This is a genomic window from Arthrobacter sp. NPDC097144 (assembly GCF_044762205.1).
Classification (GTDB): domain Bacteria; phylum Actinomycetota; class Actinomycetes; order Actinomycetales; family Micrococcaceae; genus Arthrobacter_B.
Window position 1 is genome coordinate 47,867 of record NZ_JBIWDW010000005.1, and the last position, 14,794, is coordinate 62,660.

At 64.4% G+C, this 14,794-nt stretch carries 13 protein-coding genes and 1 tRNA gene; 10 read left to right on the forward strand and 4 right to left on the reverse strand.

The window, feature by feature from the left end; genetic code table 11:
• Window positions 1-302 precede the first annotated feature (302 nt).
• Both pyk and ACIQXM_RS12735 read left to right on the forward strand, forming a co-directional pair.
• Window positions 303-1,814 (forward strand): pyruvate kinase, encoded by a 1,512-nt coding sequence (pyk, locus tag ACIQXM_RS12730; protein ID WP_400932017.1) that lies wholly within the window; start codon window positions 303-305, stop codon window positions 1,812-1,814.
• Between the two features lie 413 nt (window positions 1,815-2,227).
• Window positions 2,228-2,617: an SHOCT domain-containing protein gene (locus ACIQXM_RS12735; RefSeq protein ID WP_400932019.1), complete on the forward strand. Its 390-nt coding sequence runs from the start codon at window positions 2,228-2,230 to the stop codon at window positions 2,615-2,617.
• A gap of 73 nt (window positions 2,618-2,690) precedes the next feature.
• On the opposite strand, the gene ACIQXM_RS12740 is transcribed toward ACIQXM_RS12735, so the two are convergent.
• Complete coding sequence (locus tag ACIQXM_RS12740; protein WP_400932021.1) at window positions 2,691-3,296, reverse strand: ANTAR domain-containing response regulator; 606 nt, start codon at window positions 3,294-3,296, stop codon at window positions 2,691-2,693.
• A gap of 128 nt (window positions 3,297-3,424) precedes the next feature.
• Here ACIQXM_RS12740 and ACIQXM_RS12745 point away from each other — a divergent pair.
• The 4 genes from ACIQXM_RS12745 (at window position 3,425) to ACIQXM_RS12760 (ending at window position 6,916) form a co-directional block, all read left to right on the forward strand.
• Window positions 3,425-3,509, forward strand: a tRNA-Leu gene (locus ACIQXM_RS12745).
• A gap of 391 nt (window positions 3,510-3,900) precedes the next feature.
• Window positions 3,901-4,896, forward strand: coding sequence for a substrate-binding domain-containing protein (locus ACIQXM_RS12750; protein WP_400932023.1), 996 nt, complete (start codon window positions 3,901-3,903; stop codon window positions 4,894-4,896).
• Window positions 4,897-4,956: 60 nt separating this feature from the next.
• Window positions 4,957-6,003, forward strand: a complete 1,047-nt coding sequence (locus ACIQXM_RS12755) for an ABC transporter permease (protein ID WP_400932025.1) — start codon at window positions 4,957-4,959, stop codon at window positions 6,001-6,003.
• A 16-nt stretch (window positions 6,004-6,019) separates the two neighbouring features.
• Window positions 6,020-6,916, forward strand: a complete 897-nt coding sequence (locus ACIQXM_RS12760; protein ID WP_400932027.1) for an ATP-binding cassette domain-containing protein — start codon at window positions 6,020-6,022, stop codon at window positions 6,914-6,916.
• 50 nt (window positions 6,917-6,966) lie between these two features.
• Here the strand turns inward: ACIQXM_RS12760 and ACIQXM_RS12765 are convergent, their stop codons facing one another.
• Complete coding sequence (locus tag ACIQXM_RS12765; RefSeq protein WP_400932029.1) at window positions 6,967-7,905, reverse strand: 5'-3' exonuclease H3TH domain-containing protein; 939 nt, start codon at window positions 7,903-7,905, stop codon at window positions 6,967-6,969.
• 55 nt (window positions 7,906-7,960) lie between these two features.
• Here ACIQXM_RS12765 and ACIQXM_RS12770 point away from each other — a divergent pair, with 55 nt between their 5' ends.
• Entirely contained in the window at window positions 7,961-8,437 is a 477-nt protein-coding gene (locus tag ACIQXM_RS12770) for an NUDIX domain-containing protein (protein ID WP_400932031.1), read from the forward strand.
• A 232-nt stretch (window positions 8,438-8,669) separates the two neighbouring features.
• Entirely contained in the window at window positions 8,670-10,019 is a 1,350-nt protein-coding gene (locus tag ACIQXM_RS12775; RefSeq protein ID WP_400932033.1) for a YhgE/Pip domain-containing protein, read from the forward strand.
• Between the two features lie 70 nt (window positions 10,020-10,089).
• Here ACIQXM_RS12775 and ACIQXM_RS12780 read toward each other — a convergent pair whose 3' ends face one another.
• The gene (locus tag ACIQXM_RS12780) at window positions 10,090-10,674 is read right to left on the reverse strand and encodes a helix-turn-helix domain-containing protein (protein ID WP_400932501.1); all 585 of its coding nucleotides are present in this window, start codon (window positions 10,672-10,674) and stop codon (window positions 10,090-10,092) included.
• 113 nt (window positions 10,675-10,787) lie between these two features.
• Between ACIQXM_RS12780 and ACIQXM_RS12785 the strand changes: the two genes are divergently transcribed.
• Window positions 10,788-11,783, forward strand: coding sequence for an NAD(P)/FAD-dependent oxidoreductase (locus tag ACIQXM_RS12785; RefSeq protein ID WP_400932035.1), 996 nt, complete (start codon window positions 10,788-10,790; stop codon window positions 11,781-11,783).
• Here ACIQXM_RS12785 and ACIQXM_RS12790 read toward each other — a convergent pair.
• The gene (locus ACIQXM_RS12790) at window positions 11,780-12,442 is read right to left on the reverse strand and encodes a TetR/AcrR family transcriptional regulator (RefSeq protein ID WP_400932037.1); all 663 of its coding nucleotides are present in this window, start codon (window positions 12,440-12,442) and stop codon (window positions 11,780-11,782) included. The genes ACIQXM_RS12785 and ACIQXM_RS12790 overlap by 4 nt on opposite strands.
• A gap of 157 nt (window positions 12,443-12,599) precedes the next feature.
• Between ACIQXM_RS12790 and ACIQXM_RS12795 the strand changes: the two genes are divergently transcribed.
• Window positions 12,600-14,768, forward strand: coding sequence for an ABC transporter permease (locus ACIQXM_RS12795; protein ID WP_400932039.1), 2,169 nt, complete (start codon window positions 12,600-12,602; stop codon window positions 14,766-14,768).
• Window positions 14,769-14,794 lie beyond the last annotated feature (26 nt).

A 14,794-nucleotide genomic window follows, 5' to 3' on the forward strand; every position in this document is an offset into this window, starting at 1 on the left:
CTTGTAGTGACCCGCTGCCAGGTTCCACTTTTTTCCAGCCTACTAGGAGACCTGCCCCAGTCCGTAAATGTTCCTTCGGGCAGCTCCGCTCACGGGATCTGATCAGCCGGCTGGCCGGGGATTCCGCCAAACCCGGGCTCTGCATCCGCTGCAGGGTGTGGATCTCTGCCGGCTCCGGAACGACCGCCGCCTGCCCGAGGGAGCTGTTTGAGACAAATAACACGGGACGCAGTCAAAGCTGCCGACGGACAGTCCGGCCCGCCTTCATGCGTAATCGCTGCAAGGAGACTAGGCTAGAGCATATGAGACGCGCAAAAATTGTGGCCACATTCGGCCCCGCAATCGCAAGTTATGAAAACACGCTCGCGGTCCTCCGTGCAGGTGTGGACGTTGCTCGCATGAACATGAGCCATGGCGATCACGACGTACATAAGTCCGTCTACGACAACGTGCGCCGCGCTTCGGAAGAACTGGGCAAGCCGGTCGGCATTTTCGCCGACCTGCAGGGCCCCAAGATTAGACTGGGACGTTTCGTTGACGGCCCGCATTACCTGAACAAGGGTGACGTTTTCACGATCACCATCGAAGACGTTCCCGGCACCAAGGAAATTGTCTCCACCACGCACACCGGCCTGCCCAATGACGTCAACGTGGGGGACACCCTCCTCATCGACGACGGCAAAGTATCGCTGCGCGCCACTGCGGTGGACGACGTCCGGGTTGTCACCGAAGTGACCGTCCCGGGTCCTGTCTCCAACAACAAGGGCCTGAACCTGCCCGGCGTTGCCGTGAGCGTCCCCGCCATGAGCGACAAGGATGAAGCGGACCTCCGCTGGGCCATCCGCACCGGCGTTGACATGGTTGCCCTGTCCTTCGTGCGCAATGCCGTTGACGTGCGCCGTGTCCACGAAGTGATGGACGAGGAAGGCCGCCGCGTGCCGGTCATCGCCAAGATCGAAAAGCCGCAGGCAGTTGCTGCGATCGAGGAAATCATTGACGCCTTTGACGCCATCATGGTTGCCCGTGGCGACCTTGGCGTCGAGCTTCCCCTGGAAGACGTCCCCCTGGTGCAGAAGAACGCCATTGAGCTGGCCCGCCGCTGGGCGAAGCCGGTCATTGTGGCAACCCAGGTCCTGGAATCCATGATCGACAGCCCGCGCCCCACCCGCGCCGAAGCTTCCGACTGCGCCAACGCCGTTCTTGACGGCGCCGACGCGGTAATGCTCTCCGGCGAAACCTCCGTGGGCAAGTACCCGATCGAGACCGTGACCACCATGGCACGCATCATCGAGTCCACCGAAGAGCACGGCCTGAACCGTGTGCCGGCCCTGGGTTCCAAGCCGCGCACCCGCGGCGGTGCCATCACCCGTGCCGCTGTGGAGATTGCCGACCAGCTGGACGCCAAGTTCGTGTGCACCTTCACGCAGTCCGGAGATTCGGCCCGCCGGCTCTCCCGCCTGCGCCCGAAGAAGCCCGTGCTGGCCTTCACTCCGGTTGCTGAAACCTACCGCTACATGACCCTGTTCTGGGGTATCCAGCCGATGCTGGTGGAGTTCGCTGAGAACACCGACCAGATGACCGCCCAGGTGGACCGCACCCTGTTCGAGAATGACCTCGTGGAACTCGATGACCTCGTGGTCATTGCCGCCGGTTCGCCTCCCGGACAGGCCGGTTCCACCAACTCCATCAAGGTACACAAGGTGGGGGACATCGCCGACGCCGGTCAGCGCCTCGAGGGGCAGATGCAGGTCAAGGAGAAGGTTGGCCCGTGGCCGATCAAGAGCTCCAACAAGGGCAAGGCCAAGTCCATCTAGTTTGGATTGAACCAAGCAAGTCCTGCAAAGCTGCCCGGCCGGTTCTCCGGCCGGGCAGCTTTTGTTCAAAATCATATCCAATTTCATCCAGCAATATCCATTTATTCGGATATGGTCCCCCGCACTCAAAACCCTCCACACAAGTTTCGCTGTTCCCCGCGAGGCCGAGGGACCCGGGCAGGAATCCTGGACCGCGGGGGCGGAAGAAGCGCGGTGTCGGAAGGAAATGCGGCCGGCAGAGGGAGCAGTTGGTTCTTTCGCTGCTGCCGGGGCCTGAATCATCCGCCGGGGATGGCCCCGCCGACACACCGGGGGTGATGATCTTAACTACCTGCGGGTGCGGTGCCGCTGCGTGGGGGATCGCATCGTGTCATCGCGGGTGCCGCGCCACACCTTCTGAGAGCGGAGCAGTCATGAGTTACTGGGACAATTTTTGGGACATCATTTGGTGGGTCTTCACGGTGACCGTCCTCTTTGCTTACTTATTTACCCTCTTTGCGGTGATCAGCGACCTGTTCCGTGACCGCGGGCTCAGCGGCTGGGCCAAAGCTGTGTGGATCATCTTCCTGGTGTTGTTTCCGTTCCTCACAGTCCTCGTTTACCTCATCGCCCGCGGGAAGGGAATGAATGAACGTGCCATGAGGGAATCGCAGGAAGTCAAGAACAGCACGGAGGAGTACATTCGGCGGGTAGCCTCCAGTCCCAGCGATGAAATCACCAAAGCCAAGGACCTGCTCGATACAGGCGTCATCACGCCCGAGGAATTCGAAACCATCAAGGGCAGGGCGCTTTCTGCGGCCTGATTCCGAGCATAAAAAACCCCGCCCGACGACGTCGGGCGGGGTTTCCCGCTTTGGTGCGTCCGGCGGGGAGGCCTTAGTTGACCTGGTTGATGATGGTCTCGGCTACTTCGCGCATGCTCAGCCGGCGGTCCATGGAGGTCTTCTGGATCCAGCGGAAGGCCTCGGGCTCGGTGAGGCCCATCTTGGTGGTCAGGAGCGACTTGGCGCGTTCCACCAGCTTGCGGGTGGCGAACTGCTCCTTGAGGTCGCTGACCTCTTCCTCGAGGGCCTTAATCTCCTCGTGGCGGGACAATGCGATCTCGATGGCCGGGATCAGATCGGCCGGGGTGAAGGGCTTGACGACGTAGGCCATGGCTCCGGCCTCGCGGGCCCGGTCCACCAGTTCCTTCTGGCTAAACGCGGTCAGCAGGACCACGGGCGCAATGCGGGCCTTGACGATCTGCTCGGCGGCGGTGATGCCGTCCATCACGGGCATCTTGACGTCCATCAGGACCAGGTCGGGCTTGAGCTCGGTGGCCAGCGCTACGGCCTTTTCGCCGTTGTCCGCTTCGCCCACGACGTCGTATCCCTCGCCTTTGAGGATTTCCACGATGTCGAGGCGGATCAGCGTCTCATCCTCGGCGACGATGACGCGCCGTGCCGGCGTGTTGGAGGGGGCGGGCTCGGTTGACTCAGACACAGGTGCTCCTCGGGGTGCGGTTGGACTGCCGTGTGCGAACTGACAGTTCACACAAATAGCCTATCCGCATGTACAGTAGATTTGCGCCCAACACGGATGGTGAACTTGTGATTCACACCGCAGGGAAGGCCCGAATGGCGGAATTGGCAGACGCGCTGCACTCAAAATGCAGTATCGAGAGGTGTGTGGGTTCGAGTCCCACTTCGGGCACCAAAAAGAATCGTCGGGACATTCACAATGAGTCGTGACAAAGGCAACACCCCGGTCTTCGGACCGGGGTGTTTTCTTTTGCCTGATCATTTTTGCCTGATCAAAGAGGACCGCTCGGACTGACCTGCTGATCGTCTCGCGCCGAACGCCGATGCGGGTCAGGTGTCCGACGGATCCGGCGATGGTGCGGATCATCACTCATCAGCCACCCGGCAGACGTCCGCAGATTTAGGTTCCCCGATTTGCAAAAAAGTTGTTGGCATGTCTTGACAATTCTTTGAATTGGTGGAGGAGGTCGCTATATTTGTGTTCAGAGAGCCCAAGCTGGGGCGACGTGCCTCCGGCTGTGGGACGCTGACCACGGGGATGGGCCACGAAGACAAAGGAGACTCTCGTGTCACACAACCTTTCCCTGCGGAAACTGGCGGCAGCAGCAGTGCTGGTTCCGCTCCTTGCCGTCGGTGCCTGCTCCAGCTCAGGGGGACGCTCCCCCGAAGCGGACAGCGAAAACGGCGGCACCGTCGCCGACACTGACCGCATTAAGATCGCGCTCATCACCCACTCCGGTCCCGGGGATACCTTCTGGGACATTGTGCGCAAGGGCGCGGAAGAAGCCTCGGCAAAAGACAATGTGGAACTGCAGTACCTCTCGGATCCCGAGGGCGGCCGGCAGGCCCAGTTGATTGAACAGGCCGTGGAGCAGAACGTGGACGGAATTGCCGTCACTCTGGCCAAGCCGGATGCGGTCGCTTCCGCTCTCGCGAAAGCGGAGGCGGCAGGCATTCCCGTGGTGAGCCTGAACTCCGGGGAGGACAGGTCTGCGGAACTCGGGGCCTTCACCCACTTTGGCTCCAACGAACGCCTCGCCGGCGAAGCCGTGGGAAAGCGCCTGGCAACGGACGGCTATACGCATCCCATCTGCGTGATCCACGAGCAGGGCAATGTGGGACATGAGAACCGCTGCGCGGGCGTGAAAGCGGAAGTTCCCGGCACCGAAATCCTGTACGTGCAGGGAAGCGACATGACCCAGGTGGAGTCCACGGTAACGGCCAAACTGCAGGCGACCGCAGATGCCGACGTCGTTGTTGGACTGGGCGCCCCCTACACGCTGACGATCCTCAAATCCGTGGACTCGTCCGGAAGCGGCGCAAAGGTGGCGTCCTTTGACCTGAACCCCGACTTGGCGGACAAGATCGCCAGCGGCGACGTTGTCTTCACGGTTGACCAGCAGCCGTGGCTGCAGGGATACGGCGCGGTGGACGCGCTCTGGCAGCACACGCGCGGCGGGTTTGAACTTGGCGGCGGGCAGCCGGTCCTCACCGGGCCCACCATCATCGATTCCTCGAACGCCGCGCAGGTCGCAGAATTCGCCGCGGACGGTATCCGCTGATGTCGTCCTCCAGACCGGCCTGCAGTTCAGAGATCAACCCGGGGAAAGCAGCACGCAGAAATGGCTAGTTCAGTTCAGGTTTCCCGGCCGTCGTCCGACGAACGGGTTGGCGGCAAGAGCCCGATTGCCAAAATGCTGGGACGCCCTGAGATCGGCGCCCTTGTAGGGGCCATCGCCCTCTTTGTCTTCTTCTCGGCGGTTGCCCCGGTGTTCCTCCAGCCAGGGTCCATTGCCACCGTCCTGTACGGAGCGTCCACCATCGGAATCATGGCGGTGGGAGTTTCGCTGTTGATGATCGGCGGCGAATTTGATCTCTCCACCGGTGTGGCCGTGATCAGCTCAGCCCTGATGGCCTCACTGTTCAGCTGGTACTTCTCCACCAACGTGTGGGTGGGAGTGGCGCTGGCGCTGGTAATGTCACTGGCCGTCGGCTTCGTGAACGGCTGGATCCTGGTGAAAACCAAGCTTCCGTCCTTCATCGTTACGCTGGCCTCTTTCCTGATGCTCACCGGTCTGAACCTTGGCCTCACGCGGGCCATCGGCGGAAGCGTCGCGTCGCCCTCCATCTCCAACATGGACGGCTTCGACTCCGCCAAGGCCGTCTTTGCCTCATCGGTCACCCTCGGAGGCGTTGAGGTTCGGATCACCGTCTTCATCTGGATCGCCCTGGTGGCGGTGGCGTCCTGGATCCTCCTGCGGACCAGGATGGGCAACTGGATTTTCGCAGCCGGCGGAGACGATTATGCTGCCCGCGCCGTCGGCGTTCCCGTGGTGAAAACCAAGATCGGGCTCTTCATGGGCGTTGGCTTCTGCGCCTGGATCCTGGGGATGCACAACCTGTTTGCGTTCTCCACCGTGCAGTCCGGAGAAGGAATCGGCAACGAATTCCTCTACATCATTGCTGCTGTGATCGGCGGCTGCCTGCTCACCGGCGGCTACGGATCCGCCATCGGCGGGGCGATTGGAGCCTTCATCTTCGGCATGGCCAACAAGGGCATCGTCTACGCGGAGTGGAACCCTGACTGGTTCAAGTTCTTCCTCGGCCTGATGCTGCTGTTGGCCACCCTCGTGAACCTGGTGGTCAAACGCCGGGCCGAACAAAGCTAGCGGACGGATAACAGGCATGGACACCAAGAAAAACGGCTCCCATCCGGAGCCCGACGGCGGCGCTGCCGCACCCTGGCCGGCACCGGAACCTCTGCTGCGGCTGGACAAGGTCGGGAAGCACTACGGCAACGTCATTGCCCTGCACGACGTCACGATGGACGTTGAGGCAGGAAAGGTCACCTGCGTGCTGGGCGACAACGGCGCCGGCAAATCCACCCTGATCAAGATCATTGCCGGCCTGCATCCCCATGATGAAGGAACCTTCTCCGCACTGGGGGCGGAGCGCCGGTTCTCCTCGCCGCGCCAGGCGCTGGACCTGGGAATCGCCGCCGTCTACCAGGACCTGGCAGTGGTTTCGCTGATGCCTATCTGGCGCAACTTCTTCCTCGGCTCCGAGCTGACCACCGGCGTCGGCCCGTTCAAGCGGCTGGACGTTGAGCGGATGAAGCAGATCACCAAGCAGGAACTGCAGGACATGGGCATTGACCTGCGGGACGTTGAGCAGCCCATCGGCCAGCTCTCCGGCGGTGAACGGCAGTGCGTCGCCATCGCCCGCGCGGTGTACTTCGGCGCCAAGGTGCTCATCCTGGATGAACCTACAGCCGCGCTCGGCGTCAAGCAGTCGGGGGTGGTGCTGCGGTACATCCTGCAGGCGCGGGACCGCGGGCTGGGAGTAGTCTTCATTACCCACAACCCGCACCACGCCTACCCGGTGGGGGACCGGTTCCTGCTGCTCAAGCGCGGCCGGTCCATCGGCTACTACGGGAAGGAGAACGTCACGCTGGACCAGCTCACGGAGCAGATGGCAGGCGGTGCCGAACTCGTGGAACTGGCGCAGGAACTCGAGACGCTGGGCGGGCACAGGGACATCATTGCCGAGGTGAATGCCGAGGTCCGGGCGGTCCGCGACTGACTCCGCGGACTGCTGTCGCCGATGACCCGGCCGGTGCGGCCGGTGCAGGGTCACGCGTAGCGGTCAAAGGAGTCCAGCAGCCGCTGCACGGACCCGCCGAGGTTCCACTGATCTGCTAGCCGCTCCAATTCCGCACGTGCATCGCCGGTCACCGGCTGAAGCCGCGCACCGGCGTCGGCCGGGGCGGGCACTGCGAGATCGCGGACCACCCGGACGACGTCGGGGGCCACCGCAAGATAGTCCGCAGCAGCCGCCAGCTTTGAGCGCACCGGCCCGGAGACGGAGCTGGCCGGATCAGCCGCCGCAGCGAGCAGGGCATCCAGCGTGCCGAACTCGCCCAGCAGCGACGCAGCGGTCTTCTCGCCGATTCCCGCAACGCCGGGCAGCCCGTCGGAGGCATCCCCGCGCAGCGTGGCGTAGTCGGCATACTGCTGCGGCAGCACCCGGTACCTGGCCACAATCGAGGATTCGGTCAGCACATCGAGGTTCTTCATGCCCCGCGCCGTGTAGATCACGCGGACGCCGCATCCGTCGTCGATCACCTGGAACAGGTCCCGGTCCCCGGTCACCACGTCCACGGGCGATTCAGCGGTCGTCGCGTAGGTGCCGATCACGTCGTCGGCCTCATGGTCCCGAACGCCGACGACGGCGACGCCGGCAAGTTCCAGCGTGCGGCGGATCATCGGAATCTGGGCCTCCAGCGGGTCCGGGACCACTTCCAGGTCCGGTGCGCCGGCCACCTCCTCGGCCACCCGGTGCGCCTTATAGGTAGGCAGCAGATCCACACGCCACTGCGGCCGCCAGTTCTCATCCCAGCACGCGATCAGATCCGTTGCTTCATAGTCGGCGGTCAGCCGGGCAATCATATCCAGCAGGCCGCGCACCGCATTCACCGGTGTGCCGTCACTGCGGCGGATCGTGTCCGGCACGCCGTAGAAGGCGCGGAAGTACAGGGAAGCAGTGTCGAGCAGCATCAGGCGCCGGTTCATAGGTGCGATCCTCGCACGAACGGCACCTCAACGGTATGACGCCTAAGATGAGCCCATGATTCACAGTGCGGGGATTTTGCTGTACCGCCGGGTTCCGGCGGACGTGGCGGGAGAGCAGCTCGAGGTGTGGATCGGGCACATGGGCGGGCCGTTCTGGGCCCGGCGGGATGATCATGCCTGGTCCATCCCCAAGGGGGAGTACCCGCCGGAGGAGGATCCGCTGGCCGCCGCGCTGCGGGAATTCGCTGAAGAAACGGGCACCCCTGCGCCCGCCGCGGACTACGCCCTGCTCGGCAGCTTCCGTGCGTCCGCCCGGAAGACCATTACCGTTTTTACGGCAGAAACGGATTTCGCGCCGGAGCGCATAGAGAGCAACACTTTTAGCCTGGAATGGCCGCCGAAGTCCGGCAGGGTCCGGGAATACCCGGAGATGGACGACGCCGGCTGGTTTCCTGAGCCCGTTGCGCGCACCAAACTGGTCAAAGGCCAGCAGCAGGTCCTGGATGCGCTGATCCTGCGCCTGAACTGCTGATGCACCTGATGCTGCTGCTGATTTAGCGGCGGAAGTCAGCCGGCGGGGACCGACTGTATCGGTGCCGAAACGGCACGGATACCCTCGAATAAGCAGGACGATCCCACATCTTGATGCCGGCGCGGCCGCCGGGCCTTTGGAGGTATGTCCCATGCCCGCACACCAGGTGAACACAGACTCACGAAACTCAGGAGAACCCACAGCCACGGGCCCAAGGGGCCCTGGCTTTTTCGTGTCCCCCCGGACGTGGCTGCTGCCGTTCCTGGTCCTCCTGCTGCTGGGCGGAACCGGTACGGCTTTGTATATCGGCGGGCTCGGGAGCCCGGGCAAGCATTTGGATCATTTCCCCATTGCGGTGGTGAACCAGGACAAGGGCACGGTGACGCCGGACGGCGGGCGTGAGGACCTGGGGCAGAACATCACGGAAGAAATGCAGAAGGGATTCAGCAGCTCGAACGAAATCGAACTCCGGGTCCTGTCCTGGGATGACGCGCAGGCGCAGATGCGCCAAGGGGACGTCCATGGCACGGTGGTCATTCCCGAATCCTTCTCGGCAGATGCCACCGCCCTGGTGAGCGGGTCCCTCAGCGCCGATGTGGTGTCACGGCCCTCCATCACCGTCTATACCAACCCTCTGGCCGGACCGCTGGCCAGCAGCCTGGCCACAAATGCGATCCATCCGGCACTCGAACAGGCGAACCGCGGGCTGGGCGAGCAGCTGTCCAGCTCCGCAACGCAGGCGCAGGACCAGGCGCAGACGGAGCTCCGGGGCCAACTGGAGGAGCTGGGCACACAACTTCCCGCCCAGCTGGAACAGCAGATTGCCCCAAAGATTGGCGGAACATCGGCCGATCTGCTGGCTGATCCGATTGCGATCACGACCACAGCCTTCGAAGAGCCCCCCGAGGGCGCGGCCCTGGGTGAGGGGGCCTTCTTCTATTCGGTGCTGCTGATGGTGGTGGGCCTCAGCGGATCCGTGGCTCTGCACTTCCTCATCGATTCCCGGCTGGGGGTGGCGCCGGTGGAATTGGGTCCGCGTTTCGTCCTGGGACCACAGCTGCGCCCGGCACGCTGGTTCACGTATCTGGTCAAGTGGGGCATCGTGATCATTGCGGCCCTGCCAACAGCCGGACTGATGATGTGGGTGGCGTCCGCCGTCGGAATGGCCATTCCACACGGAGGCTGGTTCTTCCTCACCACCTGGCTCTCGATTGTGACAGTGTCCGCGGTGACCTTTGCACTGATTACCCTGTTCGGCAGCGCGGGCATGATCCTGTCCCTCATTTACGTGGTGTTCATGGGACTGCCGGCGGCCACCGGCGTGGTCCCGCTGGAGGCCCTGCCGGGGTTCTTCCGGGTCATAGCCCCTGCTGAACCGCTGTACCACATGACCATGGCCAACCGGGCGGTTCTCTATTTTGACGCGAGCGCCGATGCCGGAGTGCAGGGCGGGATTATTGGCATGCTCGTCATCACCCTCATTGCCGTGGTGGCTGCCGTGGTGTTCTCAGCCATCTATGACCGGATGCTGGGCAGACGCGGTGCCAACCTGGCTCCGTCCGCCGGGGGCACCGCCGCCTGACTCCTCTGGCCGGCCTGACCCGTCTGGCCCGCCTGGCTGACCGTGCGGACGAACGCCGGTCAGCCCGGATTTACCTGGCGGCGGGCCGTGCCCGCAGGTGGGCCCGCTCTCCCTGGGGGCCAAACAGGGCGAGGAACTCCACGCTTTGCGCTGTGGCGTTGTCCATCCAGTGCGGAGTACGGGTGTTGAATTCTGCAGCTTCGCCCGGTTTCAGGGTCAATTCCTGCCCGCCCAGCACCAGCCGCAGCCTTCCGCTCAGGACATAGAGCCATTCGTAGCCCTCATGGGTCTGCGGATCCGGGGTACCCGGGGATTTCCTGCCCGGAAGTATGTATTTGTACGCTCCAATTCCTCCGGCCTGCTCCGTCAACGGAATGATGGTTGCTCCGTGGCGGCGGATTGGACGCATATGCACGCGGGGGTCCCCGGTGGCCGGAGCGTCCACCAGCTCATCAATAGTTACGCCGTAGATCTTCGCCAGGGGCATCAGCAGTTCCAGTGTGGCTCGGCGCTGGCCCGATTCCAGCCGGGAGAGGGTACTGACCGAAATTCCGGTATCGGCGGAGATTCCGGCAAGTGTCAGGTGTCTTTCGATTCGCAGCGCTCGGAGCCGGGCACCAACGCCGGCCAGGGCTGCAGCAGGGGAATGATCCATAGCTGCCATTTTGCCATCACAGCAAAACATATTGCTCGTGAGAGCGGCTCCGCCGGACACTGGGATCCGGCCCCGGCCACAACGGCACGGGGAACAGACACAGGAGAGCGGACATGGAAACATCGGCAGGGACCAACAGCGAAAGAGCCGGCAACCGGTACGACGTCGTCGTCATTGGGGGTGCCGCAGCCGGACTCAGCGGAGCGCTGGCTCTGGCCCGGGCACGCAGGTCAGTACTGGTGGTGGACGCGGGGCAGCCGCGCAACGCGCCGGCGGCCCACATCCACAACTACCTTGGCCGCGAGGGCGCAGCGCCGGCGGAGCTGTACGGCAGCGGGGCGGATGAGGTGCGCAGCTACGGCGGCACCGTACAGTCGGGCCGGGTATCCACCGTGGCCAGGGAAGCCGACGGAAGTTTCCGGGTGCACCTGGCCGACGGCGGGCAGGTGCTGGCCCGCCGGGTGCTGGCTGCCACCGGCGTACGGGACATCCTGCCGGACCTGCCAGGGATTCAGGAGCGCTGGGGCCGGAGCGTCCTGCACTGTCCGTACTGTCACGGCTGGGAAATCCGGGACAAGGCCGTCGGCATCCTGGCCACAGACCTGGGAATGGCCATGCACCAGGCCCTGCTGTGGCGCCAGTGGAGCGCGGACGTGGTCCTGTTCCTGCATACGGCAGGCACTCCGGACGCCGCCCAGGCGGAGCAGCTGGCAGCACGGGGGATCCGGACGGTTACGGGCGAGGTCACGGGGCTGGAGGGAGACGGTGCCGGTGTCCGCCTGGCCAGCGGAGCCCTGGTGAACCGGGACGCACTGGTGGTGTTTGCCCCGCTGGAGGCCCGGGCCGGGTACCTTGCGGAGCTGGGGGTCCTCCCGGTGGATCAGTACATGGGCGAGGTGGTCTTCGGGACCGCAATTCCGGCCGGACCCACCGGTGCAACCGCGGTGCCCGGTCTCTACGCGGCAGGCAACCTGACGGCACCAACCACTCAGGTGATGGCTGCCGCTGCTGCCGGCCTGATGGCGGGCGCCGCCATCAACGGAGACCTCATCGCCGAGGAGACGGCGCTTGGCGTCACGGCGCTCGCGGGCGCCGCGCAGAACAGCTAGAGCAGGTAGACGGAGGAAGGCCGCGCCAGGAAGTCTCCCGGATGGGTGACCGGCGCGGCCAGCATCCCCACGCAGGAGTCGATGAGGAAGTAGCCAACGCCGGTCCAGTTGGGCTTTTCCACTCCGTCCTGGATGCGGGCCTCATACTCGGCGCAGACGCCGAGCACCATTCCGCCCAGGATGGAGGACCGTCCGTACAGGACCGACGGCGGCACATCGCCGGCTGCAGCGTGGGTTCGTGCCACCAGCTCCTCCATGGCGGGGCTGGCGACAGCGGCCTCGGTAAGCACCTGATGAACCGAGGGCACCGAGCGGATCTGGTGCACAAAGCGTGCCCGCCAGCTGGGTACGGGCAGCGAAGCCAGATGTTCCACCCAGGGAAGGATCATCACGGTGAGCAGATCCGGCAGGGGAGCATCCGCCGGCAGGTTGGCGAGCAGCTCGGTTCGCCGCCGGTTCGTGTCCTCCAGATGTCGGGTGACGAGCGCACGGAGCAGTTCGTCCCGGCCGCCGAAGTGGTAGGCCACGGCGGAATGGTTGGCCGTGCCCGCGTGCTCGGCGATCCGCCGGTTGGACACTGCATCGATGCCAAACCGGGCAAAAAGCTCCTCGGCTGAATCCAGCAGGGTGCCGCGTGCCTTCTCGCCGTGTTGTCCCATACTCGGTGGTTCCTCTTTCGGCGTTCTGATCGGTCGATTTCCAATTTTACGCCAGGTGGCGTAATTTTGACGAGTTGGTCCCACTGACCTGCCCCGGCCGTTTCCGGCCCCGGCATACCTCGCCCCGCCTTCCATTCTTCAGCACAGGAGCACGTTCTTGACCAATTCTTCCCCTGCCTCCACCGACTCCCCGCCGGAGATTGATCCGGCCGCGGAGCCAACCCGGGAAACGGAAAGCCGGGACGTCGAGGCCGCCGCCAAGAGGGCCAAGGCTGAAAAGATCGGGCGCTACGTCGCCATGTTCGTGATGCCCCTGCTGATGGTGTCCATGCTGGTGGGCGGTTACCTGGCCGCCATGCATTCCCCGGCCCCGCACAATCTGCCGGTTGCCGTCAGCGGTTCCGCCCAGCAGGCGGACAGCTTCGCCGAGGCACTGGAATCCGCCGACGCCGATGGCATTGAGGTCCGGATTGTGGACACGGCCGACGACGCCCGGCAGCTGGTGCTGGACCGCGAGGTTGCCAGCGCTGTTGCGCTCGGCGACGGAACCGCCACCCTTTACACCGCCGGTGCAGCCGGCGCCTCCCAGGCCAGCACGGTCACCGCCATGCTGGCACCCCAGGTGCTCGCCTCCGGCCTGAGCCTGCAGACCGAGGACATTGCGCCGCTGCCGGCCAAGGACATGGCCGGCCTGGGTGCAATGTTCATGACCACGGCCCTGATGCTCGCAGGCTACATGCCTCTGAGCCTGGCCCTGTCCAACTCTCCGGAACTGATGCGCTTCCGCCGTTTTGTTCCGCTGCTGGCCGGCTGGTCCGCGCTGATTTCCGCCCTGGTCTGGACCGTCGTCGGCCCCGTCATGGGCATCGTCGAGGGCCACACGGCTGCTGTCCTGGGGATCTGCTGGCTCGCCGTGTTCGCAGTGGGCAGCGTCCAGTTGTTCCTCACCCGGATCCTGGGCCCGATGGCCGTACTGATTGGCATGCTGTTCCTGATGGTGCTGGGTGTTCCCTCCTCCAACATGAGCATGTCCGTGCACACCATGCCCGGGCTGTACCCGTTCCTGCACAGTTTCCTTCCCGCTGCCGCAACCGGTGAATCCCTGCGGTCCGTCCTGTACTTCGACGGAAACGGCGCGGGCCGGCATCTGATGGTGCTGGTGATCGGTGCGGTTGCAGCCCTGTTGCTGACGCTTGGCATCGATGCCGCGAAACGGCGCCGCAAGCCGGACGCGAAGCCCCTGGCCGTCAATGTTGCCTCACTGCACGGCGGACCCCGCCCAAAGAGCCGGGCTTGGCGCTATGTCACCCTCGGGTTCCTGCCGCTGACGATGGTTGTGATGATGCTTTCGCTGATGCTGGGTGCGATGTACCAGCCCACGCCGCGGGACATGCCCGTCGCCGTCGTCGGCGCCACTGCCGAACAGGCAGAACAGGCAGTTGCCGGACTGGAAGAAAACATGTCAGGCCTCTTTGACCTGCGGGCGATGGACTCCGCCGACGACGCCCGGGACCAGGTCCGGGACCGGACCATCACGGCGGCCTATGTGCTGCCTTCGGCCGAGAACCCGGCGTCCACCCTCATCTCCAACCAGGCTGCCGGCATCAGCGCCCAGCAGGTGGTCAACCGTGTCTTTACGCAGGTGGCCGCAGGCCAGCAGATGGAGCTGACCACTCAGGACGTGGCACCGCTGCCCACTATGGACTCCATGGGCATGTCCACCATGTACCTGGCCATGGGCTGGATCATGGCCGGCTTCATGATCATCATTGTGGGCTCCACGGCCCAGCCCGCCAGCCGTCCGCTGCGCAAGCTGGTGCCGATTGTTGCCGGCTGGGCCGTGGGGTATTCGGCCCTGCTGTGGGTCATCGTCGACGTCTTCGTGGGTGCGATCGACGGCCACTTCCTCGCACTGTGGGGCGCCGGCGTCGTGGCGATCTTCTGTGTCGGGATGTTCACGGCGGTTTTGGAACGCCTGATCGGCATGCTCGCCATCCTTCCGGCGATCGGCATCCTGATGTTCCTGGGCATTCCGGCCTCCGGTGCGGCAATGTCCATCTACATGGAGCCGGAGTTCTTCCGGGTCCTGCACGGGTTCCTGCCGATGCCGGCTGCGGTGGAGTCCATCCGCTCCATCCTGTACTTCGGCGGCGACACTGTCGGTTCGCACCTGCTGACGCTGGGTATCTGGGGAGCCGCTTCCCTGGTGGTTCTGGTAATCATGGACCGGATCAGGCCGCCGCGGGACACCGCTTGGCCGGTGGACGACGCTCCGGTTGAGCCGGCCCCTGAAAGAGCCGAAGAAAAGGAGCTCGCCGCGGTATAGTCCGCTGCAGCTCAGGCATCCCTGCG